The sequence below is a fragment of the Tabrizicola sp. genome (assembly GCF_041913445.1).
GTDB lineage: Bacteria > Pseudomonadota > Alphaproteobacteria > Rhodobacterales > Rhodobacteraceae > Tabrizicola.
The window spans coordinates 1-25,686 of record NZ_JAYSFG010000018.1 but is presented as its reverse complement, the minus strand read 5'-3'; the positions used below and the strand labels follow the sequence as shown (position 1 = coordinate 25,686).

The following is a 25,686-nucleotide window of genomic DNA, read 5'->3' as shown; positions in this document are numbered from 1 at the left end:
CTCCGCTCAGGGAACCCGGATCTGTCCCGACGATACCGGCACCGCGCTGCCTGCCACGCGCACCTCTTCAAGCGCGCCGTTCCGCACCATCACGGTCAGCCCGATCTCGCTCGGCCGCCCCATCTCGACCCCCTGGCGCAGCGCAAGGCGCGTCTCCCCTTCAGCCAGCGCGCCCGAGGCCAGAAGCTGCGCCGCAAGGATGGCGCTCGCTGATCCGGTGGCCGGATCCTCGGGGATGCCCGCGGCGGGCGAGAACATGCGGGCGCGGACGTCACTGCCGTCGCCGGGCGTGTAGAGATAGATGCTGTCGACCCCGGCCGCCCTTGTGACCCTGGACCAGGCAGGTTCCATCGGCCGGGCACGGCCCAGCGTGTCCAGGCTGGTCACGGGCGCATAAAGGAAGCGCGGACCGCCTTGCCAGAGGCCGATGCGATGCGCGCCAAAGCCGATCTCGTCCGCCGACAGCCCCAGCGCGGCCGAAAGCTGCCCGGCGTCGGGCGGGGTGTGCGTGGCGACGGCGTGCGGAAGCACCGGGGCGGTGAACTCGGCCTCGGTCCGCCCTCCCCGCCGCCAGACCCGGACGGGGACCAGGCCCGCCTCTTCCTCGAGGGTGATCAGACTGTCGAAATCCCCCGGCGAGGCGGCGGCCTGAGCGAGGTGGATCGCGCAGCCGATCGTCGGGTGGCCGGCAAAGGGGATCTCGGCCGTCGGGAAGAAGATGCGGACGCGGGCGGTGTGCGCCGGATCGCGCGGGCGCTGGACGAAGATCGTCTCGGACAGGTTGAACTCACGCGCGATGACCTGCATCTGCGCGGGCGACAGGGCGTCGGCGCCAAGCACGATGGCCAGCGGGTTGCCCGCGAAAGGCCGGTCGGTGAAGACGTCGCAAGTGTGGAAACTCAGCATCATTGCATCCCCGGACGGTTACCAGGACATAAACGTCCACGATCAACCCGTTGATTTGACTGGGCGCGGTACGGGTGTCCTGCGTGGACATGCGTAGGGTGGGCGATCCGCCCACCGCCCGTCTCAGACCAGCATCCCGCCGTCGCTGTCGTCGCCCGCCTCTTCCATCAGCCGGTCCATGTCCGGGATCCGGACGTGCCGGTTGCCTTCCAGGCTGATCACCCCGTCCTTCTTCAGCGCGCTGATCTGGCGGCTCACGGTCTCCAGCGTCAGGCCCAGGTAGTCCGCCATCTCCTCGCGCGTCAGCGGCAGGTCGACCGCCAGCGCCCCCGTCTTCGTCCTCAGGTGCAGCGCCGCGTCGCGCCGGGCGATGATCGAGATCAGCGATGCGATCTTCTCGCGCGCGGTCTTCCGGCCCAGAAGCAGCATCCACTCCCGCGCGGCATCCAGTTCGTCCAGCATCATCTCCAGAAGCCGCTGGGCGATGTGGGGGGTGGTGGACATCATCTCTTCGAAGGGCTTCTTGCGGAAGCAGCACATCACGAGGTCGGTGGTCGCCGTCACGTCGAAAGCGGCGGTCGGGCGGCCGGGGCGGCCAACGAAATCGGACGGCAACAGAAGGCCCACCATCTGGCGGCGGCCATCCTCCATCGTCTGGGTCAGCGAGGCGATCCCGCTGACCACCGAACCCACGAACTCCATCCGGTCGCCCGACCAGATGATCGTCTGACCGGCCTGGAAGCTGCGGTAGTACTTGATCTGCTCCAGCTTCGAAAGCTCGTCCGTCTCGCAGCGCGCGCAGACCGCCCGGTGGCGGATCGGGCAGTCGCCACACTGAACGTGGACCGAGTGATCGTGCATTCGTCTTTCCGTCTCTTGATCTGGGTCAAGGATTCACCCTGACACTGCCCATAGCCTAACCGACATGACACACGACCCGCAACTCGCCCGCCTCGGGCTATTCGACGCACGCGTCCCGCGCTACACGTCTTACCCGACGGCCCCGCACTTCGGGTCGAACATAGGACCGTCGGATTTCGCCCGATGGATCGAGGCGATACCCGAGGGTAGCGCAGTTTCGTTGTACATTCACGTCCCTTTCTGCCGGAGATTGTGCTGGTTCTGCGCCTGCCGGACGCAGGGCACCACCTCGGACGAGCCTGTCATCGCCTATGTCGAGACGCTGAAGGCCGAAATCGCGCTGTTGCGTGCCCATCTTCCGCGGGGCGTGCGGCTGTCGCGGCTGCACTGGGGCGGGGGCACGCCGACGCTGCTTTCGGGCGACCTGATGCGGGACCTTGCAGGGACGATCTTCGACGTGGTCCCGTTGGCAGAGGACGGTGAGTTCTCGGTCGAGATCGACCCGAACGAGATCGACGATGCTCGGCTGGACGCACTGGCGGCAGCGGGGATGAACCGCGCCTCGATCGGGGTGCAGGACTTCGACCCCCTGATCCAGAAGGCGATCGGGCGCGAGCAGAGCTACCAGCTGACCCGCGACGTGGCCGAGCGGATCCGGGCACGGGGGGTGGCAAGTCTGAACGCCGACATCCTGTACGGCCTGCCGTTCCAGACCGGCCCGCGTATTTCCGATTCGGTGCAGAAGCTTCTGACACTGTCCCCTGACCGCGTGGCGCTTTACGGCTATGCCCATGTGCCGTGGATGAGCCGGCGGCAGCAGATGATCCCCTCGGACGCGATGCCGACGCCCGAGGAACGCCTGTCGCTCTTCGAGACCGCGCGGCAGCTGTTCCTGTGGGACGGCTATGTTGAGGTGGGAATCGACCATTTTGCCAAGCCCGAGGACGGGATGGCCAGGGCGCTGAAGGCCGGAACGTTGCGGCGGAACTTTCAGGGCTATACCGACGACACGGCGCCGGTTCTGATCGGGCTGGGGGCCTCGTCGATCAGCCGCTTTCCGCAGGGTTTCGCCCAGAATGCCTCGGCCACGGCGGCGCATACCAAGGCGATCCGGGAGGGGCAGTTCTCGACCCACCGGGGGCACGCTTTCACCGGCGAAGACACCCTGCGCGCCCGGATCATCGAGGCGCTGATGTGCGACTTCTTCGTCTCGCGCGCCGAGCTTCTGCGCGACTTTGACGTCACGCCCGCCCGGATCGAGGCGCTTTTCCAGCGCGCAGCCGAGGAATTCGGCGACATGGTGCGGGTGACCGAAGAGGGGTTCCTTATCCCCGAACGCGCGCGGCCCCTGACGCGGATGATCGCACGGGCTTTTGACGCCTACGACAGCGCGAAGGCCAAGCACTCCTCGGCGATCTGAGGGCGCCGGAATTTTCAAAAATTCCGCTTCGGAGCCTTTGAAGGCTCCGATCCGATTTCTTTGAAGAAATCGGCGGTCAGCTGCGGGACAGGCGGGTCAGAAGCTCTACCTGTTTCGGCAGACAGACAGAACGCAGGTCGTAGCGGACGCGAATGCTGCGACGCGCGGCCTCGCGCATGGCAAGATAGGCTTCGGGCCGGGCAAGCGCGTCGGTCAGGGCGGCGGACCAGCCCTTCACGTCGAAGAAATCGACCAGCCGGCCCGTGACCCCGTCTTCGATCACCTCGGCCACCGGGGCCGTGTTGGACCCGATGACGAGCGTACCGGCGGCCATCGTCTCGACCATCGACCAGGACAGGACGAAGGGATAGGTCAGATAGGCGTGGACGCGGCTGACGTGGATCAGGTCGACCAGCCGGTCGTAAGGCAGCTTGCCCACGAAATGGACGCGGGTCAGGTCAAGGCGGTCCTGCACCTCGGACAGGATCACGTCCTTCCAGGTCCCACCCTCCTTGGGTGCGCTGCCGTAGCTGACGCCGGTGTCGCCCACGATCACCACCTGCGCCTCGGGCCGGGCGGCCAGCACCTCGGGCAGGGACCGCAGGAAGATGTGGAAGCCGCGATAGGGTTCGAGGTTGCGGTTGACGAAGGTCAGGACCTCGTCGCCTGCGGCCAGGACGCGCCCGCCGGGCAGGGTAAAGCGGGCTTGGGGGTTCGGGGCCAGGCGGTCGCAATCCACCCCGTCGAAGATCACCTCGATCATCCGGCGCAAAGCCGGGGGATGGGTGCGGGCCTGCCATTCGGTGGGCGAGACGCCGGCATCGGCATGGATCAGGGACTGCGCCAGATAGGCGGCGCGGGACTGGGCGATCATCACCTGATCGAAGCCCTGCACCTGGAATTCCGGGTCGAAGCCGGTGTCCGCACCGATGCCGCGATAGTAGAACTCGGCGAAGACCAGAAGCTTGGCCTCGGGCCAGACCTCTTTCAGGAACAGGGTCTCGCCCCAACCGGAATGACCGTAGATCAAGTCCGGCACATAGCCCTCGGCCCGCATGCGGCGGGCGTGGCGGGCGACCGAGACGCCGCGGTCGGACATTTGGGTGAAGTTGCGGCCGAGGCGGGTGGCCTTGGGGTCCACCTCTTGCGCCTTGTGGGTGTAGCGCAGGATTGGAACGGGCGAGGTCCTGGTGTTGGTGGCGTCGGTCAGGGCGCGGACGTCATGGCCCAGACGCTGCATCTCGGGCGCGAGGTGCAGGAATTGGCCGGGAAAATTCTGGTGGACGAAAAGAAGCTTCAACTCACGGGTCCGAAGGCTGCCGCCATCAGAGCCTTGGTATAATCGGATTGAGGGTTCGTGAACACGGTCTCGCAGGTGCCGGCTTCGACCACATCGCCGGCCTGCATCACCATGACCTTGTGGGCCATCGCGCGGATCACCCGCAGGTCATGGCTGATGAAGATGTAGGCGAGGCCCCATTTCCGTTGGAGTTCCCGCAGAAGCTGGACGATCTGGACCTGCACGGTCATGTCAAGCGCCGAGGTCGGTTCGTCCAGCACCACCAGCAAAGGCCGCAGGATCATCGCGCGGGCGATGGCGATGCGCTGGCGCTGGCCGCCCGAGAATTCATGCGGGTAGCGGCCCATCATCGCGGGGTCGAGGCCCACTTCGCGCATGATCTCGGCCACCATCTCGGTCCGGTTGCGGCCGGGTTCGACACCGTGGACGCCCAGGCCCTCGGCGATGATCTGTTCGACGGTCATTCGCGGCGACAGGCTGCCGTAGGGGTCCTGGAAAACCACCTGCATGTTGCGCCGGATCACCCGCATGGCGCGGCGGCCCTTGGCCCGGCCAAAGGCGGCGCGGGCGGCGTCGATCAGCTCGTCCCAGGTCTCGACCCCGGGGCTCGCATCACGGCGGGCCTGGGCTTCGTCCCAGGTCTCGTCGAGGCGGCTGATGTCACGGCCCAGGAAGACGACCTTTCCTTGCGAGCCGATCAGCCGCAGGATCGCCAAGGCCAGCGTGGTCTTCCCCGACCCGCTTTCACCCACGATGCCCAGCGTCTCCCCGGCGCGGACCGAAAGGCTTGCGTCGTTCACCGCCTTCACATGGCCCACCGTGCGGCGCAGGAGGCCCTTGTGGATCGGGAACCAGACGCGAAGGTTCTCGGTCCGGACGATTTCCTGCGACCCGGCGGGCACCGGCTGCGGCCCACCCTTCTGTTCGGCGGCCAGAAGCTTCTGGGTGTAGGGGTGGCGGGGGTTGCCGAAGATTTCTGCCGTCGGCCCCTGTTCGACGATCTCGCCGCCCTGCATGACGCAGACCCGGTCGGCGATGCGGCGGACGATGTTCAGGTCGTGGGTGATGAAAAGAAGGCTCAGCCCCTCGGCCTGCTTCAGGTCGGCCAGAAGGTCCAGGATCTGCGCCTGGATGGTCACGTCAAGCGCCGTGGTGGGCTCATCCGCGACGAGAAGCTCCGGCCCGTTCGCCAGGGCCATCGCGATCATCACCCGCTGGCGCTGCCCGCCGGACAGCTGGTGCGGATAGGCGCCAAGGCGGCTTTCGGCGTCGCGGATGCCGACCTTGCCCAGAAGCTCGATGATCCGCGCCCGTGCCGCGGTCCCGGTCAGCCCCTGGTGGAGGGCGAGACTTTCGGCCAGCTGCTTCTCGATGGTATGAAGCGGGTTGAGGCTGGTCATCGGCTCCTGAAAGATGAAGCTGATGTCGTTGCCACGGATCTTCCGCAGGTTCGCCTCGGTCGCGCCGACCATCTGCGAGCCGCGATAGGTGACGGACCCCGCGACCTCGGCATTGTCCGACAGAAGTCCCACGGTCGATAGGGCCGTCACCGACTTGCCCGACCCGCTTTCCCCGACGAGGGCCACCGTCTCGCCCTTGGCCACGCTGAAGGACACGCCTTTCACGGCCTGGATCACCCGGCCGTCCTGGCGGAAGCTGACGGACAGGTTCTTGACCTCCAGCACACTCATCTGAAGGTCTTCCTGGGGTCGAAGGCATCGCGCACGCCTTCGAAGATGAAGACGAGGAGCGAGAGCATGATCGCGAAGGTGAAGAAGGCGGTGAAGGCCAGGTAGGGCGCCTGCAGGTTCTGCTGGGCCTGGCGGGTCAGCTGGCCGAGGGACGGCAGGTCGGAAGGCAGGCCGAAGCCCAGGTAGTCCAGCGTTGCAAGGCCTGCGATGGTGCCGGTGATGGCGAAGGGCAGCATGGTCAGCGTGGCGACCATCGCGTTCGGCAGGACATGGCGGAACATGATCAGCCGGTCAGAGACACCCAGCGCCTTGGCGGCGCGGACATATTCGAAGTTGCGGGCGCGCAGGAACTCGGCCCTCACGACGCCCACCAGACCCGTCCAGCCGAAGATGACCATGAGGGCGACGAGTAACCAGAAACTCTTGGCCCAGATCGCGGTGATGATGATGATGACGTAAAGCGTCGGGACCGAGGACCAGAGCTCGATGAACCGCTGGAAGAGAAGGTCCGTGAGCCCGCCAAAATAGCCCTGCACGGCCCCGGCGGCGATGCCGATGATCGAGGTCAGGGCGACGACGATCAGCGCGAAGGTGACCGACAGGCGGAAGCCGTAGATCACCCGGGCCAGCACGTCCCGGCTGGTGTCATCGGTCCCCAGCCAGTTCTTGGCCGAGGGCGGTCCGGGAGCCACGCCGCCGGTGTCGACGATGGTGTTGTAGCTGTAGGGGATGATCGGCCAGAGCATCCAGCCCTGCTGGATCGGTTCGCCCAGGACCGTGCCCTTCGTCTCGGCCTCGGCCTTGAAGCCTTGCGGATCGTCCCAGCAATCCAGCGACCCGCCGGTGACGATCAGGCACTGCACCTCGGGCGTGGTGTAGTTGGCCTCGGTCCGCAGGTCGCCGCCAAAGGCCACCTCGGGGTAGAACTTGAAGACCGGAGTGTAATACTCGCCCTGGTACTGGACCAGGATCGGGCGGTCGTTGGCGATCAGCTCGGCGAAAAGCGAGATGCCGTAGAGGATCAGGAAAATCCACAGCGACCAGTAGGCGCGGCGGTTGGACTTGAAGTTGCGCCAGCGGCGCTGGTTTAGGGGCGACAGCGCCATGTCAGTCGCGCCTTTCGAAGTCGATGCGCGGGTCGACCAGCACGTACATCAGGTCCGAGATGATGCCGACAACCAGCCCGATCAGCCCGAAGGCGAAGAGCGTGCCGAAGATCACCGGATAGTCGCGTTCCACCGCGGACTTGAAGCCAAGCTGACCCAGGCCGTCGAGCGAGAAGATCACCTCGATGATGAGGCTCGACCCGAAGAAGACGCCCAGGAACAGGGCGGGGAAGCCCGCGATCACGATCAGCATGGCGTTGCGGAAGACGTGGCCGTAAAGCACGCGCGCTTCCGACAGGCCCTTGGCGCGGGCGGTCAGGACGTATTGCTTCTTGATCTCGTCCAGGAAGCTGTTCTTCGTCAGCAGCGTCAGCACCGCGAAGGAGGAGATAAGCTGCGCCGTCACCGGTAGCGTGATGTGCCAGAGGTAATCGACGATCTTGCCCCAGAGCGAAAGCTCCTCCCAGTTGTCGGAGGTCAGGCCCCGCAGGGGGAACCACTGGAAATAGGACCCGCCCGCGAACATCACCATGAGAAGGATGGCGAAGAGGAAGCCGGGGATCGCATAGGCCGCAATGATGATCCCCGAGGTCCAGGTGTCGAACTGCGACCCGTCGCGGACGGCCTTGCGGATGCCCAGGGGGATCGAGACGAGGTAGGCGATCAGGGTGGACCAGAGGCCGAGCGTGATCGAGACCGGCATCTTTTCCAGGATCAGGTCGACCACCGAGATCGAGCGGAAATAGCTCTCGCCGAAGTCGAAGGTCAGGTAGTTCCCCATCATAATGAAGAACCGTTCCACGGCCGGGATCTGCTCCTTCCGGCACTCGGGCGCGGTGACCGAGGGTTCGCCGGTGAAGCCTTCGTCGCAGACGATGCGGGCGAAGCCGAACTGGACCTCCAGCCGGGCCAGGAACTCCGGCGGCAGGCCGCGGGCGCCCTGATAGCCGGTGTCCTCTTCCTGCACCCCGCCGCCTTCGGTGCCCGAGATGTTCTGGATGGAATCGCCCTCGCCCTCCAGCCGGGCCAGGACCTGTTCGATCGGCCCGCCGGGGACGAACTGCGTCAGCGCAAAGTTGATCAGCATGACCCCAAACAGCGTCGGGATCACAAGCAGCAGCCGTCGAAGGATATAGGCGCCCAAAACCCCGACCGTTCCTGTTTTACTTCAAGGCGCCACTGGCCTTCAGCGCCTCGGCCTTTTCGGCGTTGTACCACCAGATCGACAGTTCGCCTACTGCATAAGGGGGCAATACTTCCGGGCGTTCATACATGTCGTAGTAGGCGACCCAGTTGTCCTTCTTGTAGTAGCGCGGCACCAGCACGAATTCCGACCGCAGGACCCGGTCCAGCGCCTTGACGACGTTGGTCAGCTCTTGCCGGTTAGCGGCTGCCTCGACCTGGTCCAGCAGCTTGTCGACTGCCGGGTTGGCATAGCCCATCCGGTTGCGGCTGGAGTTGTCCTTGGCGACGGAGGCCCAGGCCTGCTTCAGCACGCCGCCCGGCTCCAGCCCGCCGTTGACCACCGTGGTCGGCACGGCGTCGAAGTCGAAGTTCGGCGGGCTTGCGCGTTCCTGCAGCTGCGGGTCGTCGATGATGTCGAAGCTGGCGTCGACGCCCAGCGCGCGCAGGTTTTCGACATAGGCGTTCATCACCGGAAGAAGGTCGGTGCGGGAATGGATCATCTCCATCCGCAGCGTTTCGCCCTTGTCGTTGCGGCGGATGCCGTCCTCGCCCGCGACCCAGCCCGCTTCGTCCAGAAGCTGCGAGGCGCGGCGGAGGTTCCGGCGGTCGAGGTTGTTGTCCGGCGACGAGACCGAGCCCATCGGGACCTCGGCGGTCAGGATCGATGCCGGAAGCAGACCCTCGTCCACCAGCGGCTGCAGGATCGCGGTTTCCTCGGGCGTGGGGGTGCCGACGGCAGCCATCTCGGAGTTTTCCCAGATCGAGTTGATCCGGGCGAAGAGGTCATAGAACAGCGACTTGTTCGACCATTCGAAGTTGAACATCAGCCCCAGCGCTTCCCGCACGCGAGGGTCCTGGAACTGCGGGCGGCGGAGGTTGAAGATGATCGACTGGCCCCCGGCGATGTTGCCCGAGGGGAGGACCTCCTTCTTCACCGCGCCGGACTGGACGGCGGGGAATTCGTATTCCAGCGCCCAGCGCTTCGGCAGGCTTTCGTTGCGGAAGGTGTAGACCCCGCCCTTGAAGGCCTCGAAGGCGGCGTTGTCGTCGGCGAAGTATTCGATGCGGATGCGGTCGAAGTTGTTCTGGCCCACGTTCAGCGGGTGCTTTTCGCCCCAGTAGTCGGGGTCGCGCGCGTAGATGACCTGGCGGCCCGGCTCGAAGCTTTCCAAGACGTAGGGGCCAGTGCCGAGGAAGGGTTCCAGGCTCGACTTCTCGAGGTCGCGGTTGTTCTCCTCGTAGTGCTTCTTCGAGAAGATGATCGTGCTGCCCGCCTGCCCCGGCATGTCGCGGAAGGGGGTGCCGGGGGTGAAGGTGAACTTGATGCGGTAGGGGTCCAGCACCTCGACCGACTGGAACTTGCCACCGGCGACGCTGCGGTATTCGGGGATACCCTTTTCCATGAAGAGGTTATGGCTGAACAGCACGTCCTCGGCCGTCATCGGGGTGCCGTCCGAGAACTTGACGTCCTTCCGGAGGTTGAAGATCACCCAGGACCGGTCCTCGGGGTACTCCATCGTCTCGCACAAGAGGCAGTAGGCCGCGCTCACGTCGTCCAGCGTGCCGGACAGGATGGATTCGTAGAAGATCGAGGACAGCGCCGCCGAGTTGCCGGCGATGGCATAGGGGTTGAAGCTGTCGAAGCTGCCGGGGGCCCACTGGCTCATCTCGCCGCCCTTGGGGGCGTTCGGGTTGACGTAAGGCAGGTGGGTGAAGTCCGGCGGAAGCGCGAGGTCGCCGAAGGTGGAGATGCCGTGCGACTTGATGATCGTCTCGGCCCGGACGGGCAGCGCCAACGCGCCCACCGCCACGACCAGCGCTCCGGTGGCGATCAGGGGACCCCAGTTGACCCGCGCTGCTTTCGCCCGTGCTGCCACCCGCTTCCCAGTCTGCATCCGCCAGCCTCCCCGCTTTGCTGCATCACCATTCATTTATGCTATTTCGCGCTTTGTCGAGGCAACAAGCCGCGATTGCGCGCGCGTTTGCGTGAGCAAAAATGGAAAAGCCGCCCCAGGGGGCGGCTTTGCTTCTTGCCTAAGCGTCGAACCTCAGGGATTCGCCGCCAGGAAGGCGATCACGTTGGCGCGGTCTTCCGGCTTCGGCAGGCCCGCAAAGGCCATCTTGGTGCCGGGAAGGTGTTGCTTGGGGTTTTCCAGGAAGGCGAAGAGCTCTTCCGGCGTCCAGGGTTCGGCTGCCTTGGCGGCCATCGCTTCGGAATAGGCAAAGCCCGCAACCGCGGCGTGGTTACGCCCGACGACACCGTTCAGGTGCGGTCCGACGCCGTCCGAGCCGTCCAGCTTGTGGCAGGACCCGCATTTCTTGAACACGGCCTCACCGGCAGCAGCATCACCCGCAGCCAGCAGCGCGGCCACGTCGATCGTCTCGCCCTCGCCTTCCGCAGGCGCGGCCTCTTCCCCGGTGTCGATGGTGTAGGCCTGGGTCAGCTCACCCTCGGCATGTTCGCCGCCGTGACCCTTGGCGCCCACGGTGTAAAGGCCGTCACCCGCCCAGTTGACCAGCATCAGAACCAGAAGCGAGCCGCAAACCGCGCCCACCGTCTTGGTCATCGTCATCGTGTCGAACATGGGTCTCACCTATCTCGGGTCTGAAGTTGCGCGGTATCTATCCGCTTCCCCCGCCCGGTTTCAAGGTGTAGACGCGCGACGAAACGCCCCGTGGGGCAGGTTTTCGACAGGGGATCACGTCAGATGGCCGGACGCATCGCGTTTCAGGGGGAACTCGGCGCCTATTCGCATCAGGCCTGCCAGCAATCCCGCCCGGATTTCGAGCCGGTGCCCAGCACGACCTTCGAGGAAGTCGTGGACAAGGTGGCGCGGGGCGAGGTCGACCTGGGGATGCTTGCGGTCGAGAATTCGACCTATGGCCGGGTGGCCGACGTGCATTCGCTGCTTCCGCGCGCGGGTCTGCATATCGTGGACGAGGCCTTCGTGCGGGTGCATGTGAACCTTCTGGGCGTGAAGGGCGCGACGCTGGCCGACGTGAAGGAAGCGCATGGCCATGTGGTGATCCTGCCGCAATGCGCGGGCTTCCTGAAGGCGCATGGGATCCGGGGAAAGGTCTCCAGCGACAACGCCCGCGCCGCACGCGAAGTGGCCGAGGGCGGGGACAGGACCAAGGCCGCGCTGGCAAGCGAGCTGGCGGCCGAGATCTACGGGCTGGACGTGCTGGCCCGGCATATCGAGGACCAGGCGAACAACACCACGCGCTTCCTGGTGATGTCGCGCGACCCGGACCACCGCCGCCGCGGCCAGGGGAAGATGATCACCACCTTCACCTTCCGCGTCCGCAACATCCCGGCGGCGCTTTACAAGGCGTTGGGCGGCTTCGCGACGAACGGCGTCAACATGACCAAGCTGGAAAGCTACATGGTCGGCGGAACCTTCACCGCCACCGAGTTCTACGCCGACATCGAGGGCCACCCCGAGGACGCGAACGTCGCGCTGGCACTGGAAGAGCTGCGCTACTTCACGTCGCAGGTCACCATCCTGGGCGTCTACCCCGCCGACCGCGAGCGCGGCTAGGCCTGCACCTGGCTGCGTTCGTAGCGGTCCTTGATCCGCGCGCCGATCGCCGCCAGCCGCGTTTCGAACCTGGCCTGGACCCTGCCCTTGCCCAGTCGCAGCGTGTTGATGAACAGTCGCGCCGCAAGCGTCTTGGGCTTGAACTCGAAATCCACTCGCAGACGGCTGCGCCGCGGGGACAGGATCATGATTTCGAAGCGCGCCGCCCCTTCGATGGACGGGCCGTCCAGCGCAAGCACGACAAGCTGGTTCTCGACCAGTTCGGACATGGTCAGCAGCACCTTCCGCGGCCTGCCGCGAAACTGGCCGCGGACTTGCCAGGCGGCGCCGACCCCGCTGGGTGGCGTCCCGGGGGGACGTTCGATCTCGGCCCCGTTGCGGACGGCGTCGCGCTCCCACATGGCATGATCGACCAGAGCCGAGAAGACGAAGGCGGCCGGGACCTCGAGGTCGGTCTTTGCACTGAGTTTCATCTACGCCCCGCCCCTCGCCAAAAACACACACCCGGCAAGATTTGGGTCAATCCAGCCGGTCCGCAAGCCAGTTCCGCAGAATGAAGTTGGCAATCGATCCGTGCCGTGCCGGACGGACCACCGGGTGAAGGCCGGCAAAGGACTGGACCAGTTCTTCCCGCGTCAGCCACAAGGCCTGCTCCAGTTCGTCCGGGTCAAGCGCGATGTCACGGCCCAGAGCCTCGGTCCGGGCGCCCAGCATCAGCGAGGCCGGGAAGGGCCAGGGCTGGCTTGCCAGATAGGTCACCGGACCGCAGCGGACGCCGGTCTCCTCCTGCACTTCGCGGCGGACGGCGGCTTCCAGCGTCTCACCCGGCTCGACGAAGCCGGCCAGCAACGAGAACATGCCCTCAGGCCAGCCCGGACTGCGGCCCAGGAGGACCGAGTTTCCGTGGGTGACCAGCATGATGACCACCGGGTCGGTGCGGGGAAAGTGCTGGGTGGCGCAGGCGGGACAGGTGCGTTGCCATCCCCCCATCGCCATGACTGAACGCGCCCCGCAGGCCGAGCAAAAACCGTGGCTGCGGTGCCATTGCAGCAGCGCCTTCGCCGTTGCCACAAGTTCGGCATCACGCGGGGTGAGCCGGGTCATCACGCCGCGCAACTCGACAAAGCCCTCGTCGCCGCTGAAGGCGGGGTGGCGCTGCACCGTCGCGTCGAAGAAGCCGGCCTCGGGCGCGGCGGCACCGGCTTCGGGCGACCAGTCCGACAGGTCGGCGGCGAAGCGTGGGACACCATCGTCGAGGCCAAGGAACACGGCCGGTCCCGCCGATGCAAGCACCGGATGCCCGTTCGGGACCCAGACGGGACGGGCGTCCGCCATCAGCGGCTTGCCGCGCCACACCGGCAGGACCACCCCCCGCGCCAGCGCTTCGGCCAAGGCTGCGGCATCGCGCCGCAACCCCGCCCGACGGTCGAGACCCGAGCCGCCGAACGTCACCGTCTCTGCAATCCTCATCGCCAGCCCGGCCCTTTCTGCGTGCAATTTCCCTGCAGAAGACCCTTTGGCCGCCCTTCGGAAAAGATCAATTGTCGACCGTGACCGCGTTAACAACCTGCGCGGGAATAACGCTAATTTGCCATAACATTGACACAACCGGAAAGATACATCGGGCACGGGATGCCCGCGTCCCGGCTTTCGCTTCGGCTCGGTTATCAAGGTCGTTCTTGGCAATTTCAGTATTTCTGGAAGGGTGATGTACCAGGTTCCCGTCGCGTCAGGACACTCTCTGCAGCCGCAGGACTCGGATGTCGAGGCCACCCCCCGGGGGTCCGACACGACCGCAGGCCAGTCGTCCCGGCGCCCGCTTGCCTCGCTGCGGCTTATCGCGACCAGTGACCTCCATGCCAGCCTGATGCCTTACGATTACTGCGCCAACCGTCCCAATGCCGATCTTGGGCTTGGCGCTGTGTCGCAGCAGATTGCCGAGGCGCGGGGCGAGGCGCGGAACTGCCTGCTGTTCGACAACGGCGATTTCCTGCAAGGCAGCCCGGTGGCCGATTACGCGGCCATGGCCCGCCGCCGCCGGGCCCATCCGGTGATCACGGCGTTCAACACCCTGGGCTATGATGCGGCGACGCTGGGAAACCACGAGTTCGACTATGGCCTGAGCTTCCTGTCCGAGGTGCTGTCCGAGGCGCGCTTCCCCTTCGTGTCGGCCAATGTCGCGACGCGCCTGGGCTCCAGCCCTGCGCGGGACGAAACCCTGGTGCCGCCCTTCACGATCCTGCGGCGGCAGATCTTCGATGACGAAGGCAATGCCCATATCCTGCGGGTCGGCGTGATCGGCTTCGCCCCGCCCCAGATCGCGGAATGGGACCGGGAAACCCCGGGGGCGCGGGTCCACACTCGGGACATCCTAGCCTCGGCCCGGGCCTGGTTGCCGCGGCTTCGGGCCCGGGGGGCGGACATCATCGTGGCGCTGGCCCATACCGGAATCGGCCCGCTGGACCCCGGGGAGGGCAGCGAGAACGCCGCGACCGCCCTTGCGGCGCTGGACGAGATCGACGCGGTCGTCGCCGGTCACAGCCACCAGGTCTTCCCGGGCCCCGGCTTCGCCAGCAGCCCGTCCGTCGATCCCGTCCGCGGGCTTCTGGCCGGGAAACCGGCCGTGATGCCGGGCCATTCGGCGAACCATGTGGGCATCATCGACCTGCGGCTCAAACGCGCGACCGCGGGCGGCCGCCGCTGGCAGGTCGTGGGCTCCCATGCGCGGATCGGCCATCGCACCGACCGGACGCCCACGCCGGCCCTGCACCAGGCGCTGGTTCCCGATCACCGGGCGGCTCTGGCCTGGTCGCGTCGCCAGATCGGCGAGGCTGCGGTACCCCTGCACACCCATTTCGCCACGGCGGCCCCCTCGGCGGCGCTGGAGCTGATTGCCGAGGCCAAGGCCGACCATGTCCGCAAGGCACTTGCCGGAACCAGCTGGGCGGGGCTGCCGGTCCTGTCCTCGGCCACCCCTTTCCGTGCCGGAGGGCGCAACGGACCGGCGAACTTCACCGACATCCCGGCCGGACCCCTTCGGATGCGGCACCTGTCGGACCTTTACCCCTTCCCCAACACCATCGTGACGCTGCTCCTGACCGGGGCCGAGATCGCCAACTGGCTGGAACGCGCCGCGGCGATCTTCCAGCGCGTCGCTCCGGGGTCGGTGGATGCCCCGCTGCAGGACGAGGACGTGCCCTCGTTCCTGTTCGAGGTGATCCCGCAGCTCTCCTATGCCATCGACCTGTCGCAGCCCGCGCGCTTCGACGGCCAGGGCCGCCTGGTCCAGCCGAACGCCCGCAGGATCACCGGGCTGTCCTTCAACGGCCAGCCCGTCGACCCGCGGCAAGAGTTCCTGTTGGTGACGAACAGCCACCGAGCCGGGCGGGCGCGGTTGCAGGACCCCAACGCCGATCTGCAGATCGTGTTCACCGACGGGGCGCGGGTACAGTCGATCATCGCGGCCCATGTCCAGGCCCGGCGCCGGATCGGCGCAGTCGCGCAGCGCAACTGGCACTTCCTGCCGATGCCCGGAACCAGCGTCCGGATCGCCACCGGCTCCGGCGCCGCCCAGCACCTGTCCGAGCTGTCTGCCTACCGGCCACAGGCCATCGGGCAGGACGCCGAGGGCTTTACCCACTACCGGCTCCACCTCTGATCGGCTATGCCTCGCGGCGGAGGCCCCGATGTACGACGCCATTCTCTTCGACCTTGACGGAACGCTGATCGACACCGAAAGCATCGCGCTTGCCACGGGCATGGCGGCCTTTGCCGCGCATGGACATGCGGTGGACGAGGCGTTCATGCATGGCCTTGTGGGCAAGGACGAGCCCACGGCCGCGCAGATCATCCGGTCGGCCTTGCCCGGGGTGGACCTCGACGCGGTCAACCAGCACTGGCGCAAGGGGTTCAACGACGGCGTGGACAACGGGCTGGCGCTGAAGCCCGGCACGCTGGACCTGCTGCCCGCCCTGTCGGCGCCGCTGGCCGTGGTCACCTCGACCGGCCGCGTCGGCGCGCATCGCAAGCTGGGGATCGCCGGGATCGCCCATGCCTTTGCCCATGTCGTCACGCTGGACGACGTGCAGGCCCCGAAGCCCGATCCCGAGCCCTACCTGCTGGCGGCCTCGCTCTTCGGCGTCGCGCCCTCGCGGTGCCTGGTGTTCGAGGACAGCGAGACCGGGGCCGAGGCCGCGCATCGCGCCGGTTGCGTCGTGGTGCAGGTGCCGGACATCGTCCCCAGCCAGGGTCGCTGGGCCCATCACCTGGCGCCCGACCTTCTGACCGGGGCGCGGATGGCGGGGCTGCTGTAGCTGCTATGCCTTCCGGGCCCGGATCTCGCAAAGGCAGCTGATCGGCTCGCCATGATTGCGCTCGATCGTCGCGTCGGGGGCCAGTTTGTCCATCTTCCGCGCCAGGTCGAGGTCCAGCTGGCTTAGTCCCTGACAGTCGTGCGTGGTCAGCGTGACGTCCACGATGTTGTAGACGTTCCTCCACTCGGGGTGGTGGTTCAGCTTCTCTGCCGCCAGCGCCGCGCGGGACATGAAGCCCCAGGCTTCCGAGAAGCTGCGGAACTTCCAGACCTTGCGGATGGCATCCCGGCCCGGAACGGCGGCCCAGCCGGTTTCGGCCAGGGGCGGCAATCCGGCGTGCCGGTCGGCTTCGGACAGAAGCTGGCTCATGTCTTCGTCTCCTGAAGCAGGGCATTGTCCTTCGCATTGGCCGCAGCCAGCGCCGGCCTGTCCTTCAGACGCGCCCAATAGGCCGTGAAGATCTCGTTGGCCGGGATCGTGCCAAACTGCATCCCCCAGCCCAGGGCCGAACCGACATAGACATCCGCCGCGGTGAACCGTCCATCGGCGATGTAGTCGTTCGCCTCCAGATGCCCGCCCAGGGCGCGCAGCACGTCGCCAAGGTCGCCATAGCCCGCCCGGCGCTTTTCGTGCTGGTCCTTCGTCAGCCAGCCGAACGAGGTGTTGACCACCGCCTGCTCCAGCGGACCCGCCGCGAAGAAGAGCCAGCGGAAGAAGGCGGCCTTGTCCTCGGCCATCAGGCCCTTCTCGGGGAATGTCATCGCGAGGTAGGTGCAGATCGCCGCGTTCTCGGTCACGACCTTCCCGTCATGCACCAGCGTCGGAACCTTCCCCATCGGGTTCAGCTTCAGATACTCCGGCGCCTTCATGCTGGTGTAGTAGTCCAGCACGGTGGTCTCATAGGGCTGGCCGATTTCCTCCAGCATCCAGCGGGCGATCCGGCCGCGCGACTGCGGGTTGGTGTAGAGATGCAGCATCTTGTCCTCCTCGGACGGAAGCCTACTCCCGCCCTTCAGCTTTGCGGAAGGGACCGTAGGAGGTGAGGACCTCGATCTCCTCCCCCACCGCGCGGCGTTCCGCCTGCAGATAGCGGTCAACAGCCGTCCGGAACGAGGGTTCCGCGATCCAGTGGATCGAATGCGTCTCGACCGGCAGGTAGCCGCGGGCAAGCTTGTGCTCACCCTGCGCGCCGGCTTCGACCCGTTGCAGCCCGTGCGTGATGGCCCAGTCGATGGCCTGGTAGTAGCACAGCTCGAAATGCAGGCAGGGATGGTCCTCGATGCAGCCCCAGTAGCGGCCATAGAGCGTCTCGCGCCCGATGAAGTTCAGCGCGCCCGCGACGGGTCTTTCCCCGTTGAAGGCGAGGACGAGCAGCATGTCGTCGCGCATCGTCTCATGGAAACAGGTGAACGCCTTGCGCGTCAGGTAGGGCGTCCCCCATTTCCGGCTTCCGGTGTCCTGGTAGAAGGCCCAGAAGGCGTCCCAGTGCTGCGGTTCGATCTCGTCCCCCGTCAGGACGCGGATCGTCAGGCCCGAGGCGCGGGCTGTCTCGCGTTCCTTGCGGATCATCTTGCGCTTGCGGCTGGAGAGGTCGGCGAGGAAGTCGTCGAACGCGGAGTAGCCCCGGTTTTCCCAGTGGAACTGCTGGGTAACGCGGTGGAGCGTGCCCTCGACCCCTGCCAGCACCTCGGCTTCCTCAGCGGTGCAGAAGGTGGCGTGCAGGCTGGACAGCCGATTCTGCGCCGTCACCGCGATGGCCCCCTGCCACAGCGTTTCGCGGTAAGCGTCCGGCCCCAGGAACCGCCGCCCGGTCGCCGGGGTGAAGGGCACGGCGATCTGCAGCTTGGGGTAGTAGCGGCCCCCCGCCCGCTCCAGTGCGTCGGCCCAGCCGTGGTCGAAGATGTATTCCCCCTGGCTGTGCGATTTCACGTAAAGGGGCGTTGCGGCCAGAAGCTTGCCTTCATCGCGAAGGACCAGGGGACGGGCTTGCCAGCCGCTGCCCGCGCCGGTGGACCTCGACACCTCCAGCGCCGACAAAAAACGGTGCGTGGTGAAGGGGTCGACGGGACGGCCTTCCGCCTGTTCGGGCGCGGCCACTGCGTCCCAGTCGGCGGCAGGGATGTCGGACAGGCTGTCGAGAAGGGTCAGGTCGGCCATCTGCGTCCCCAGGGATCGGGGGCACAAGGTGGCGGGCGGGACGCGAAGGTCAAGCCGGAAGCGCGGCCATGTAGCCCTCGAAGGTCACATTGTCGGCAACCTTCCGCGCCAGCGCCTCGTCGGCGGCAGAGCGGATGGTCCAGCACAGGATGGCAGCGCCCTGCGCCTTCAGCTCGGCGACCCGGGCGCGGCCCAGATCGCGGCCTTCGTGGCTGATGAAGCTTGATCCCGTGGGGTCGTAGTCCGGGATCGGGCGCAGGCGGTCGCAGACCTCTGCGGGAAGCGGTGCCCAGTCGTCGGGGTCATAGGCCGAGGTCGTGATCCCCCTCGGCAGATGCGGCGCAAGCCGGGCCATGTGGGCCACCGAATGCGGGTTGAAGGACATGAGGGCGACGTCACCCCTGTAGCCCTTCAGCGCCTCGGCCGTCGCCGCTTCCAGCCGGCCATCGGTCGTACCCATGACCATCGTCTGGTCCTTGATCTCGATCAGCAGCGGCACCCGGCCTCCGATCAGATCCAGCACTTCGGCCAGCGTCGGGATCGTGTCGGTCGAATCCTTCAGCCGAATCCGCCCCAGCTCCTCTGCCGTGCGGGCGCTGACGGGGCCGGCCTCATGGGTCAGCCGGTCCAGCTCTTCGTCATGGAAGACCACCGGCACGCCGTCCTTCGACAGCTGAAGGTCGATTTCGATGGCATATCCGGCCTCCACCGCCGCCCGGGTCGCGGAGGGAGAGTTCTCGATCCGGCCCCGCGCCCGGTCGTGCAGGGCGCGGTGGGCAATGGGGAGTTTGAGGAAGCTGTCGGGCAGCGCGACGCGGGTCATTTCAGGGCGAAGATCGCCTCGATCTCGACGGCGACTCCCAGCGGCAGCGAGGCGGCCGAGACGGCCGAGCGGGCATGGCGGCCCGCGTCGCCGAGGACCGCGACCAGGAAATCCGACGCGCCGTTGATGACCTTCGGCTGGTCCACGAAATCGGGGGTGGAGTTCACGAAGCCCACCAGTTTCACCGCGCGGTCCAGCCGGTCCCAGTCGCCGCCCACGGCCTTCTTCAGCTGGGCGAGGAGAGAGATCGCGCAGCGTTTCGCGGCCTCCGCGCCCTGTTCGAAGCTGAGGTCCTCGCCCAGCCGGCCCTTGATGAGGCCCTGTTCGTTCTGGCTGATCTGGCCCGAGATATGGACGAGGTTCCCCGCCTGCACGAAGGGGACGTAGTTCGCCGCCGGGGCGGGCGCGTCGGGCAGGGTGACGCCGAGGTCGGCGAGGCGCTTCTCGATCGGGTGCATGGGGGTCTCCGGCTTCAGTCGGGCGGAGCGTATCGCGGGGGGCGGGGGCAGGCAAGGGTGCCCTGTCCACGCCGGACAGGGCAGTCGGGCCAAGGAAAATCAATCCCTTGGCCGTGGGCGGTCAGAAAATGTTTACTCTGTTGCCGGCGCGGTGGTGGCGTCCTGTCCTGCCTCGGGCGCGGCCCCAAGCGTCGCCAGATAGGCCGCGACATCCGCCGCCTCTTCCGCCTTGGGCAGCTTGAAGGTCATCTTGGACGTGGCCCCCGCGTCACCCGATGCGGTTTTCACCCAGGCGTTGGGGTCCTGCAGATAAGCCGTCAGCTCGGCCTCGGTCCAGACGGCTCCTTTGTCGCGAGCGGCAAGGATGCCCGCGCCATACTTGAAATCGGGGTCCGAGGCGACGGGATTTCCGACCTTGCCCCAAAGGTTCGGCCCGGTCTTGCCGCCTTTCTGCACCTCGGTCCCGTCGGGCGCGATGATCGAGTGGCAGGACTTGCACTTCTTGAACGAGGCTTCGCCCTTGGCAGGGTCGGCGGCGAAGCCCGGGTTGGCAAGGGCAAGGGCCATCACGGCCAGCACAGGTTTCAGCATGGGGCGTCCTTTCACTATTGCGCAGGTGGCAGATGCGGCGCGGCACAGCCTGGCGCATTGACATAAATCAATCCAAAGGTCGCGCCTTGCCGCAAGCCCTCAACTATTTCATGCGGCGTGGGTTCCCGCGGCGCGCGCAAAAGTCACGCGGCGCGGAAGGCGTCGGCCAGGGGTTGGGGCAGATCGAACTCCTGCAGCAGGCGCGTGCGCCCCGCCTCGGACATCTTGCGGGCGGTCTTGCGGACGATGTCCAGCGTGGAGTCCGCATCCCGTTCGGCGGCGAAGGGGGCGAAATACCAGCGGACGAAGACGAAGCAGATCACGTCCTCAAGCGCCTGCACCTCGGCGTCGCGCTTGATCCCCTCTTTGCGCAGCAGGACGCCGACCCGGTCGCAATCGGCCGCCGGAAACCCGGCCTCGGCCATGATCGCGGCCACGCGCGCAGCATGGCGGCGTCCCTGTTCGCGCCGCCAGTCCAGGTAGCCGGCCTTGCCCTCGGGGTAGTCCGACCGGGGCAGCAGCCAGCGTTCGACATGCTGCCCGCGTGCGGCGACCTGCAGGACCTCGGACGCCTGGGGGAAAAGCCGCGCCAGTTCCTCGGTCATGCGCTGGCCATAGACCAGCGCCTCACCCTTCGGGTCGGCCGCATTGGCCGCGTCGATCAGGGCCAGGGCCCGTGTCAGACGATCGCTCATGGTCACCCTTTCCGAACCGCTACCCGTCAAGGGCTATCGCGGGTTGCGCTGAAAAACCAGCGGGCGCAGAAAATTCGGGAACCGGATCGGTCCGGCGGCGTTTCAAGGCCACGGGGAGAAGCGAATGCTGCGGACGCCATTGTGCGACCTTCTGGGCTGTGAAGTTCCGATCTTGCTGGCGGGCATGGGTGGCGTTGCCCGGTCCGAGCTGGCGGCGGCGGTCGCCCGGGCGGGGGGCTATGCGATGCTGGGCATGGTCCGCGAAGACCCCGACCTGATCGAACGCGAGGTCCTGGCGTTGCGCGAGGCGACCAACCGGCCCTTCGCGGTGAACGTGATCCCTTCGGCCACCGAGCCTTCCCTTCTGGACCGCCAGATCAGCCGCTGCCTGGACCTGGGCGTGCGGCATTTCACCTTCTTCTGGGACCCGATGCCCGAGGTGATCGGGCGGCTCAAGCGCGAAGGTTGTTTGGTGCTGCACCAGGTCGGCACGGTTGAAGCGGCAGCGAAGGCCGAGGGCGCCGGCGCGGACGTCATCATCACGCAAGGGATCGAGGCCGGGGGCCATGTGCATGGCCGTATCGGTGCCTTTGCCCTGGCCGAGGCGGTGCTGGACCGCGCGCAGGTGCCGGTGGTGGTGTCAGGCGGCATCGGCTCGGGCCGGGGGTTGGCCGCGGCGCTGGCGATGGGGGCACAGGGCGTGCAGTGCGGGACCGCCTTCCTGGCGACGGACGAGGCTTGGGCGCATGACTACCACAAGACCCGCGTGGTGCAGGCCGATGGCGCGGACACGGTGCTGACGGATGTCTTCGTGCTGAACTGGCCGAAGGGCGCGGCGGTGCGGGTGATCGGCAACAGCATCACCGAAAAGCTGGGCGACGACCTGATGGGCCACGACCCGGCCACCCTCCCGCGTGAGCCGATCGCGATGGACGGGGGCCAGCCCCTGCTGCGCTATTCCACCGATTCCCCGATGCGGCACACCACGGGGTCGTTGGAGGAGATGGCGCTTTATGCGGGCCAGGGCGCGGGGATGATCCGCGACGTGATACCGGCGGGCGACCGGCTGCGGCGGATGGTCGAAGAGGCCGAAGCCTGTCTGGAGCGTCTGCGGTGAGCGGGCGCTGCACCTCGCCCCCCTGCCTGGCCGAGGGGTTCGATCCCCTTGACGTGGACCAGGAGCAGGCCCAGGACGTGGCGCGCTGGCGCAAGGCGGAACGGCAGCGCTTGCGGGCCGAGAGGGACAGGCTGACCGTCATGGACCGGCAGGCGGCGGGGCGCGCGCTGTGCGACGGGCTGGCGGCCTTCCTGCGCGACAGGTTCGGCGGTCTGCGGGGGCGTGTGATCTCGGGCTATTGGCCGATCAAGGGCGAGCCGGACCTGCGGCCGGTGCTGGCGAGCCTGCACCATGCCGGTGCCCTCGTGGCCTTGCCGGTGGTCGAGGTTAAGGCCGCACCCCTGGTGTTCCGGCGCTGGGGACCGCAGACGCAGATGGTGCGGGGCGACTGGAACATCCCCGTGCCGCCGCCCGAGGCCGAGGCGGTCATCCCCGAGATCGCTCTGGCCCCGGTGGTGGGCTGGACTGACGACTGCTACCGGCTGGGCTATGGCGGGGGCTATTTCGACCGGACGCTGGCCGCCCTGTCGCCCCGGCCCTTCACCATCGGGATCGGGCTGTCCTCGGCCCGGCTGGAGACGATCTTTCCCCAGCCGCATGACATCCGGTTGGACGTGATCCTGACCGAAGCCGGTCTGGCGGCCCCTTAGACCGAGACTTCCGCCCGCAGGGCCGACTGGTCGAAGCCTGCCTTCGGACCCGAGGCCGAGACGGCTCCTCGGCGCAGGACGTAGAACTGGTCGGCCAATCCGTAGGCGAAGTCGAAATACTGCTCGACCAGCACGATCGCCATGCCGCCCTGGTCCTTCAGGTAGCTGATGACCCGGCCGATCTGCTGGATGATGTTGGGCTGGATGCCCTCGGTCGGTTCGTCCAGAAGCAGGACCTTGGGCTTCATGATCATCGCCCGCGCGATGGCAAGCTGCTGCTGCTGCCCACCGGACAGGTCTCCACCGCGCCGGTTGCCCATGTCCTTCAGGACCGGGAAGAGGTCGTAGATCGCGTCGGGGACCTTGTGCTGCGACTTCGGGAGAAGGGCGAAGCCGGTCTCCAGGTTCTCGCGCACGGTGAGGAGGGGGAAGATCATCCGGCCCTGGGGCACGACCGCCAGGCCTCGGCGCGCCATCTCGTGCGCCTTGAGCGGCCCGAGGGTCTCGCCGTCCAGCGTCACCGTGCCGCCAGAGCGCGGATGCGTCCCGGCGAGCGCCTTCAGGAAGCTGGTCTTGCCGACCCCGTTCGTGCCCATGATGACAGTGACTTCCCCGGCCATCGCCTGGAAGTCGATCCCGTGCAGGATCTGGCTGCCGCCGTAGTGGAGTGTCAGGCCTTTGGTCGTCAGCATCATCCGCGCCCCAGATAGACGTCGATCACCGCCTGGTTCTTCGTCACGTGATCCAGGCTTCCCTCGGCCAGCACCGCGCCTTCGTGGAGCACGGTGACCTTGCAGTTCAGGCGGCGGACGAAGTCCATGTCATGCTCCACCACCACCACGGCGCGGGTCTTGGCGATGTCGACCAGAAGCTCGGTGGTCTTCTCGCGTTCTGCCAGTGTCATCCCGGCGGCGGGTTCGTCGACCAGAAGGAGCTTCGGCTCCTGCGCCAGCAGCATCGCAATCTCAAGCCATTGCTTCTGGCCGTGGCTCAGGATGCCGGCCTTCTTCTGCAGGCTCTCGCCGAGGCCCACCTGATCCGCCAACTCGGTGATACGTTCCTCGTCCTGCGCGGTCTTGCGCCAGGCGAGCACGGCCCAGGGGCTGCGGGCGGCCTTGAGCGCCAGCGTCAGGTTCTCGTGCACCGTCTGGTCCTCGAACACCGTGGGGCGCTGGAACTTGCGGCCGATCCCGGCGCGGGCAATCTGCGCTTCGGAGAGCTTCAGGAGCGACACCGACCGTTCGCCGAAGGTCACCGTCCCGCTGTCGGGCCGGGTCTTGCCGGTGACGATGTCCATGAAGGTGCTTTTCCCCGCCCCGTTCGGCCCGATGATCGCCCGCAGCTCGGCGCTGCCGATGGCGAAGGTCAGGTTGTTGATCGCCCGGAAGCCGTCGAAGCTGACGGTGACGCCCGAGACTTCGAGAAGCGCGCTCATTCCTGCCCCTCCCGTTCCATCAGCGCGCCCTGGTCGGGGCCGAGCGGCGCGCCCTTGCGGTCGGGGGGATGAGTCCCGGCGAAGCGGTCGAACAGGCCACCGATGCCCTTCGGCGCGAACAGCGTGACGCAGACGAAGGCCAGGCCCAGAAGGACCAGCCACCAGTCCACCCAGTCGATGGTGTAGAAGCCGAGGTTGACCGATGGCGCCCGGCCGCCAGTGAACCAGCTGGACAGAAGCGAGACGAGGGCCGCGCCGATGACCGCGCCGTAAAGCCTCCCGCGCCCGCCGATGGCGACCCAGACGGCAAGGTAGATGCTTGCGATGGGTGCCAGTTCCGCCGGGTTGATGATGCCCGCCTGCGGGTAGTAAAGCGCCCCGGCCAGCGCGCAGATCACGGCGGTCAGGGTGAAGACGAAAAGCTTGTAGCCCTCGACCGAGTAGCCAAGGAACCGCACCCGCGCCTCGTCGTCGCGGATGGCGCGGATGACCGACCCGAACTTGCCCGAGACGATGGCGTGCAGCCCAAGGTAGGCCACAGCCAGCGCCGCGGCGGAGGCCCAGAAGAACCAGAGGCTCACGGCGTCCTGACCGGCGGTGACGCCCGGCAGGTTCTGGAGGCCGGAAAGCCCGTTGTTGCCACGGAGACCCGAGTCGTTCTGGAAGAGGTATAGCGCAAGCGCCAGCGTCATGGCCTGCGTCAGGATCGACAGGTAGACGCCCGTGACGCGGGATCGGAAGGCGAGCCAACCGAAGACCAGCGCGAGGAGGCCGGGGACCAGCACCACCAGCGCCAGCTGCGCCGGAAGGCTGTGGGCGAAGGCCCAGATCGCGGGCAGGTCCGAGGCTCCGACCACCCCGAAGATTTGTGTGGCGATGCCCTGGCTGATCTCCTCGGCCGTGGCAGGCAATCCGCCGTTCGACAGCGAGGTGACCACGATCTCCTCGGTCCGGGCATACATCAGCCACATCCCGATCATGTAGCCGCCAAGCGCGAAGAAGGCCATGTGACCAAGCGACAGGATACCCGCGTAGCCCCAGATCAGGTCCATGGCCAGCGCGGCAAGACAGAGGCAGAGCGTCTTGCCCAGCGTCTTCACGAAGGAGGTGGAGACGAGGCCGAAGTGGGCGGCGATGGTCACCGCGACGGTGAAGACCGCAAGGCAGGCGATGAAGATCAGGGCCGAGCGGTGGCGGGGCTGGAGGAGGGTCATGCGGCCTCCGGCTGAAGCGCGACGGTGGTGGCGGGCGCCTCCCTCCTGCCACCGTGTGAGAAGGTTGGGGTGGCGGGGACACAGCGGGATGCGGGGCGTTTGGGGTCGCGGCGGAGCCCCCCTCCCCCATCCCCTCCCCACGCGGGGGAGGGGAGGAGCCTGGGGATGACGGTTGCGCAAGAGCTTGCAACGGGGCAGGTCATCGGGCGGCCTCCGGCTGAT

26 protein-coding genes are annotated in these 25,686 nt (G+C 67.0%); 6 read left to right on the top strand and 20 right to left on the bottom strand.

The genetic code is table 11. The annotated features are described in order from the left end of the window. Positions 1-6: 6 nt before the first annotated feature. Both ACE3Q6_RS17135 and fnrL read right to left on the bottom strand, forming a co-directional pair. Complete coding sequence (locus tag ACE3Q6_RS17135; RefSeq protein ID WP_374435073.1) at positions 7-906, bottom strand: PhzF family phenazine biosynthesis protein; 900 nt, start codon at positions 904-906, stop codon at positions 7-9. A 123-nt stretch (positions 907-1,029) separates the two neighbouring features. Then, entirely contained in the window at positions 1,030-1,767 is a 738-nt protein-coding gene (fnrL, locus tag ACE3Q6_RS17130) for a transcriptional regulator FnrL (protein ID WP_374435070.1), read from the bottom strand. Positions 1,768-1,831: 64 nt separating this feature from the next. Here fnrL and hemN point away from each other — a divergent pair, with 64 nt between their 5' ends. Continuing rightward, on the top strand, positions 1,832-3,187 hold the full coding sequence (gene hemN / locus ACE3Q6_RS17125; protein WP_374435067.1) for an oxygen-independent coproporphyrinogen III oxidase: 1,356 nt from the start codon (positions 1,832-1,834) through the stop codon (positions 3,185-3,187). A gap of 76 nt (positions 3,188-3,263) precedes the next feature. Here the strand turns inward: hemN and ACE3Q6_RS17120 are convergent, their stop codons facing one another. The 6 genes from ACE3Q6_RS17120 to ACE3Q6_RS17095 all read right to left on the bottom strand — a co-directional run bounded on the left by ACE3Q6_RS17120 (position 3,264) and on the right by ACE3Q6_RS17095 (position 11,054). Beyond that, positions 3,264-4,487: a glycosyltransferase gene (locus ACE3Q6_RS17120; protein WP_374435065.1), complete on the bottom strand. Its 1,224-nt coding sequence runs from the start codon at positions 4,485-4,487 to the stop codon at positions 3,264-3,266. After that, positions 4,484-6,178 carry an ABC transporter ATP-binding protein gene (locus tag ACE3Q6_RS17115; RefSeq protein WP_374435063.1) on the bottom strand — a complete coding sequence of 565 codons (1,695 nt, stop codon included), beginning with the start codon at positions 6,176-6,178 and terminating at the stop codon, positions 4,484-4,486. The genes ACE3Q6_RS17120 and ACE3Q6_RS17115 overlap by 4 nt, the downstream gene beginning before the upstream one ends. Further along, the gene (locus tag ACE3Q6_RS17110; protein WP_374435061.1) at positions 6,175-7,284 is read right to left on the bottom strand and encodes an ABC transporter permease; all 1,110 of its coding nucleotides are present in this window, start codon (positions 7,282-7,284) and stop codon (positions 6,175-6,177) included. The genes ACE3Q6_RS17115 and ACE3Q6_RS17110 overlap by 4 nt, the downstream gene beginning before the upstream one ends. Before the next feature lies 1 nt (position 7,285). Beyond that, positions 7,286-8,428 (bottom strand): microcin C ABC transporter permease YejB, encoded by a 1,143-nt coding sequence (locus tag ACE3Q6_RS17105; RefSeq protein ID WP_374435058.1) that lies wholly within the window; start codon positions 8,426-8,428, stop codon positions 7,286-7,288. A gap of 19 nt (positions 8,429-8,447) precedes the next feature. Beyond that, positions 8,448-10,364, bottom strand: coding sequence for an extracellular solute-binding protein (locus tag ACE3Q6_RS17100; RefSeq protein ID WP_374435056.1), 1,917 nt, complete (start codon positions 10,362-10,364; stop codon positions 8,448-8,450). A gap of 153 nt (positions 10,365-10,517) precedes the next feature. Beyond that, the gene (locus tag ACE3Q6_RS17095; protein ID WP_374435054.1) at positions 10,518-11,054 is read right to left on the bottom strand and encodes a cytochrome c family protein; all 537 of its coding nucleotides are present in this window, start codon (positions 11,052-11,054) and stop codon (positions 10,518-10,520) included. A gap of 123 nt (positions 11,055-11,177) precedes the next feature. Here ACE3Q6_RS17095 and ACE3Q6_RS17090 point away from each other — a divergent pair, with 123 nt between their 5' ends. Further along, on the top strand, positions 11,178-12,011 hold the full coding sequence (locus ACE3Q6_RS17090; protein ID WP_374435051.1) for a prephenate dehydratase: 834 nt from the start codon (positions 11,178-11,180) through the stop codon (positions 12,009-12,011). Here ACE3Q6_RS17090 and ACE3Q6_RS17085 read toward each other — a convergent pair. Both ACE3Q6_RS17085 and nudC read right to left on the bottom strand, forming a co-directional pair. Continuing rightward, positions 12,008-12,484 carry an SRPBCC family protein gene (locus tag ACE3Q6_RS17085; protein WP_374435049.1) on the bottom strand — a complete coding sequence of 159 codons (477 nt, stop codon included), beginning with the start codon at positions 12,482-12,484 and terminating at the stop codon, positions 12,008-12,010. The two genes, ACE3Q6_RS17090 and ACE3Q6_RS17085, sit on opposite strands and share 4 nt — an antisense overlap. A 46-nt stretch (positions 12,485-12,530) precedes the next feature. After that, positions 12,531-13,481, bottom strand: a complete 951-nt coding sequence (nudC, locus tag ACE3Q6_RS17080; protein WP_374435046.1) for an NAD(+) diphosphatase — start codon at positions 13,479-13,481, stop codon at positions 12,531-12,533. Positions 13,482-13,719: 238 nt separating this feature from the next. On the opposite strand from nudC, the gene ACE3Q6_RS17075 reads away from it, so the two are divergent. Both ACE3Q6_RS17075 and ACE3Q6_RS17070 read left to right on the top strand, forming a co-directional pair. After that, positions 13,720-15,669, top strand: coding sequence for a bifunctional 2',3'-cyclic-nucleotide 2'-phosphodiesterase/3'-nucleotidase (locus ACE3Q6_RS17075; RefSeq protein WP_374435044.1), 1,950 nt, complete (start codon positions 13,720-13,722; stop codon positions 15,667-15,669). A gap of 28 nt (positions 15,670-15,697) precedes the next feature. Beyond that, positions 15,698-16,324, top strand: coding sequence for an HAD family hydrolase (locus tag ACE3Q6_RS17070; RefSeq protein WP_374435042.1), 627 nt, complete (start codon positions 15,698-15,700; stop codon positions 16,322-16,324). A 3-nt stretch (positions 16,325-16,327) separates the two neighbouring features. On the opposite strand, the gene ACE3Q6_RS17065 is transcribed toward ACE3Q6_RS17070, so the two are convergent. The 7 genes from ACE3Q6_RS17065 to ACE3Q6_RS17035 all read right to left on the bottom strand — a co-directional run bounded on the left by ACE3Q6_RS17065 (position 16,328) and on the right by ACE3Q6_RS17035 (position 21,048). Beyond that, positions 16,328-16,693 carry a 4a-hydroxytetrahydrobiopterin dehydratase gene (locus ACE3Q6_RS17065; RefSeq protein WP_374435040.1) on the bottom strand — a complete coding sequence of 122 codons (366 nt, stop codon included), beginning with the start codon at positions 16,691-16,693 and terminating at the stop codon, positions 16,328-16,330. Beyond that, positions 16,690-17,301 (bottom strand): glutathione S-transferase family protein, encoded by a 612-nt coding sequence (locus ACE3Q6_RS17060; RefSeq protein WP_374435037.1) that lies wholly within the window; start codon positions 17,299-17,301, stop codon positions 16,690-16,692. The genes ACE3Q6_RS17065 and ACE3Q6_RS17060 overlap by 4 nt, the downstream gene beginning before the upstream one ends. A gap of 22 nt (positions 17,302-17,323) precedes the next feature. Continuing rightward, a complete protein-coding gene (locus ACE3Q6_RS17055; protein WP_374435035.1) occupies positions 17,324-18,481 on the bottom strand; it encodes a GNAT family N-acetyltransferase in 1,158 nt (385 codons plus the stop codon). A gap of 49 nt (positions 18,482-18,530) precedes the next feature. After that, positions 18,531-19,304 (bottom strand): glycerophosphodiester phosphodiesterase family protein, encoded by a 774-nt coding sequence (locus ACE3Q6_RS17050; protein ID WP_374435031.1) that lies wholly within the window; start codon positions 19,302-19,304, stop codon positions 18,531-18,533. Beyond that, complete coding sequence (locus ACE3Q6_RS17045; RefSeq protein WP_374435028.1) at positions 19,301-19,762, bottom strand: RidA family protein; 462 nt, start codon at positions 19,760-19,762, stop codon at positions 19,301-19,303. Before ACE3Q6_RS17045 ends, ACE3Q6_RS17050 begins: the two co-directional genes overlap by 4 nt. A gap of 132 nt (positions 19,763-19,894) precedes the next feature. Beyond that, positions 19,895-20,353, bottom strand: a complete 459-nt coding sequence (locus ACE3Q6_RS17040) for a cytochrome c family protein (protein WP_374435026.1) — start codon at positions 20,351-20,353, stop codon at positions 19,895-19,897. Positions 20,354-20,496: 143 nt separating this feature from the next. Next, a complete protein-coding gene (locus ACE3Q6_RS17035) occupies positions 20,497-21,048 on the bottom strand; it encodes a DUF4202 domain-containing protein (RefSeq protein WP_374435023.1) in 552 nt (183 codons plus the stop codon). A gap of 124 nt (positions 21,049-21,172) precedes the next feature. Between ACE3Q6_RS17035 and ACE3Q6_RS17030 the strand changes: the two genes are divergently transcribed. Beyond that, positions 21,173-22,165, top strand: a complete 993-nt coding sequence (locus ACE3Q6_RS17030; protein WP_374435021.1) for an NAD(P)H-dependent flavin oxidoreductase — start codon at positions 21,173-21,175, stop codon at positions 22,163-22,165. Continuing rightward, a complete protein-coding gene (locus ACE3Q6_RS17025) occupies positions 22,162-22,815 on the top strand; it encodes a 5-formyltetrahydrofolate cyclo-ligase (protein ID WP_374435019.1) in 654 nt (217 codons plus the stop codon). The genes ACE3Q6_RS17030 and ACE3Q6_RS17025 overlap by 4 nt, the downstream gene beginning before the upstream one ends. Here ACE3Q6_RS17025 and urtE read toward each other — a convergent pair. From urtE to urtC, 3 genes are read right to left on the bottom strand one after another with little or no spacing between them, the layout of a single operon-like run. Then, a complete protein-coding gene (gene urtE, locus ACE3Q6_RS17020) occupies positions 22,812-23,510 on the bottom strand; it encodes an urea ABC transporter ATP-binding subunit UrtE (protein WP_374435016.1) in 699 nt (232 codons plus the stop codon). The two genes, ACE3Q6_RS17025 and urtE, sit on opposite strands and share 4 nt — an antisense overlap. Beyond that, complete coding sequence (gene urtD / locus ACE3Q6_RS17015; protein WP_374435013.1) at positions 23,507-24,250, bottom strand: urea ABC transporter ATP-binding protein UrtD; 744 nt, start codon at positions 24,248-24,250, stop codon at positions 23,507-23,509. Before urtD ends, urtE begins: the two co-directional genes overlap by 4 nt. Beyond that, entirely contained in the window at positions 24,247-25,464 is a 1,218-nt protein-coding gene (gene urtC / locus ACE3Q6_RS17010) for an urea ABC transporter permease subunit UrtC (protein WP_374435010.1), read from the bottom strand. Before urtC ends, urtD begins: the two co-directional genes overlap by 4 nt. Between the last annotated feature and the right edge of the window lie 222 nt (positions 25,465-25,686).

Coding starts and splice junctions, on each gene's coding strand:
- ACE3Q6_RS17135 (WP_374435073.1), bottom strand. CDS start 906: ATGCTGAGTTTCCACACTTGCGACGTCTTCACCGACCGGCCTTTCGCG.
- fnrL (WP_374435070.1), bottom strand. CDS start 1,767: ATGCACGATCACTCGGTCCACGTTCAGTGTGGCGACTGCCCGATCCGC.
- hemN (WP_374435067.1), top strand. CDS start 1,832: ATGACACACGACCCGCAACTCGCCCGCCTCGGGCTATTCGACGCACGC.
- ACE3Q6_RS17115 (WP_374435063.1), bottom strand. CDS start 6,178: ATGAGTGTGCTGGAGGTCAAGAACCTGTCCGTCAGCTTCCGCCAGGAC.
- ACE3Q6_RS17110 (WP_374435061.1), bottom strand. CDS start 7,284: ATGGCGCTGTCGCCCCTAAACCAGCGCCGCTGGCGCAACTTCAAGTCC.
- ACE3Q6_RS17100 (WP_374435056.1), bottom strand. CDS start 10,364: ATGCAGACTGGGAAGCGGGTGGCAGCACGGGCGAAAGCAGCGCGGGTC.
- ACE3Q6_RS17095 (WP_374435054.1), bottom strand. CDS start 11,054: ATGTTCGACACGATGACGATGACCAAGACGGTGGGCGCGGTTTGCGGC.
- ACE3Q6_RS17090 (WP_374435051.1), top strand. CDS start 11,178: ATGGCCGGACGCATCGCGTTTCAGGGGGAACTCGGCGCCTATTCGCAT.
- ACE3Q6_RS17085 (WP_374435049.1), bottom strand. CDS start 12,484: ATGAAACTCAGTGCAAAGACCGACCTCGAGGTCCCGGCCGCCTTCGTC.
- nudC (WP_374435046.1), bottom strand. CDS start 13,481: ATGAGGATTGCAGAGACGGTGACGTTCGGCGGCTCGGGTCTCGACCGT.
- ACE3Q6_RS17075 (WP_374435044.1), top strand. CDS start 13,720: ATGTACCAGGTTCCCGTCGCGTCAGGACACTCTCTGCAGCCGCAGGAC.
- ACE3Q6_RS17070 (WP_374435042.1), top strand. CDS start 15,698: ATGTACGACGCCATTCTCTTCGACCTTGACGGAACGCTGATCGACACC.
- ACE3Q6_RS17065 (WP_374435040.1), bottom strand. CDS start 16,693: ATGAGCCAGCTTCTGTCCGAAGCCGACCGGCACGCCGGATTGCCGCCC.
- ACE3Q6_RS17060 (WP_374435037.1), bottom strand. CDS start 17,301: ATGCTGCATCTCTACACCAACCCGCAGTCGCGCGGCCGGATCGCCCGC.
- ACE3Q6_RS17055 (WP_374435035.1), bottom strand. CDS start 18,481: ATGGCCGACCTGACCCTTCTCGACAGCCTGTCCGACATCCCTGCCGCC.
- ACE3Q6_RS17050 (WP_374435031.1), bottom strand. CDS start 19,304: ATGACCCGCGTCGCGCTGCCCGACAGCTTCCTCAAACTCCCCATTGCC.
- ACE3Q6_RS17045 (WP_374435028.1), bottom strand. CDS start 19,762: ATGCACCCGATCGAGAAGCGCCTCGCCGACCTCGGCGTCACCCTGCCC.
- ACE3Q6_RS17040 (WP_374435026.1), bottom strand. CDS start 20,353: ATGCTGAAACCTGTGCTGGCCGTGATGGCCCTTGCCCTTGCCAACCCG.
- ACE3Q6_RS17035 (WP_374435023.1), bottom strand. CDS start 21,048: ATGAGCGATCGTCTGACACGGGCCCTGGCCCTGATCGACGCGGCCAAT.
- ACE3Q6_RS17030 (WP_374435021.1), top strand. CDS start 21,173: ATGCTGCGGACGCCATTGTGCGACCTTCTGGGCTGTGAAGTTCCGATC.
- urtE (WP_374435016.1), bottom strand. CDS start 23,510: ATGATGCTGACGACCAAAGGCCTGACACTCCACTACGGCGGCAGCCAG.
- urtD (WP_374435013.1), bottom strand. CDS start 24,250: ATGAGCGCGCTTCTCGAAGTCTCGGGCGTCACCGTCAGCTTCGACGGC.
- urtC (WP_374435010.1), bottom strand. CDS start 25,464: ATGACCCTCCTCCAGCCCCGCCACCGCTCGGCCCTGATCTTCATCGCC.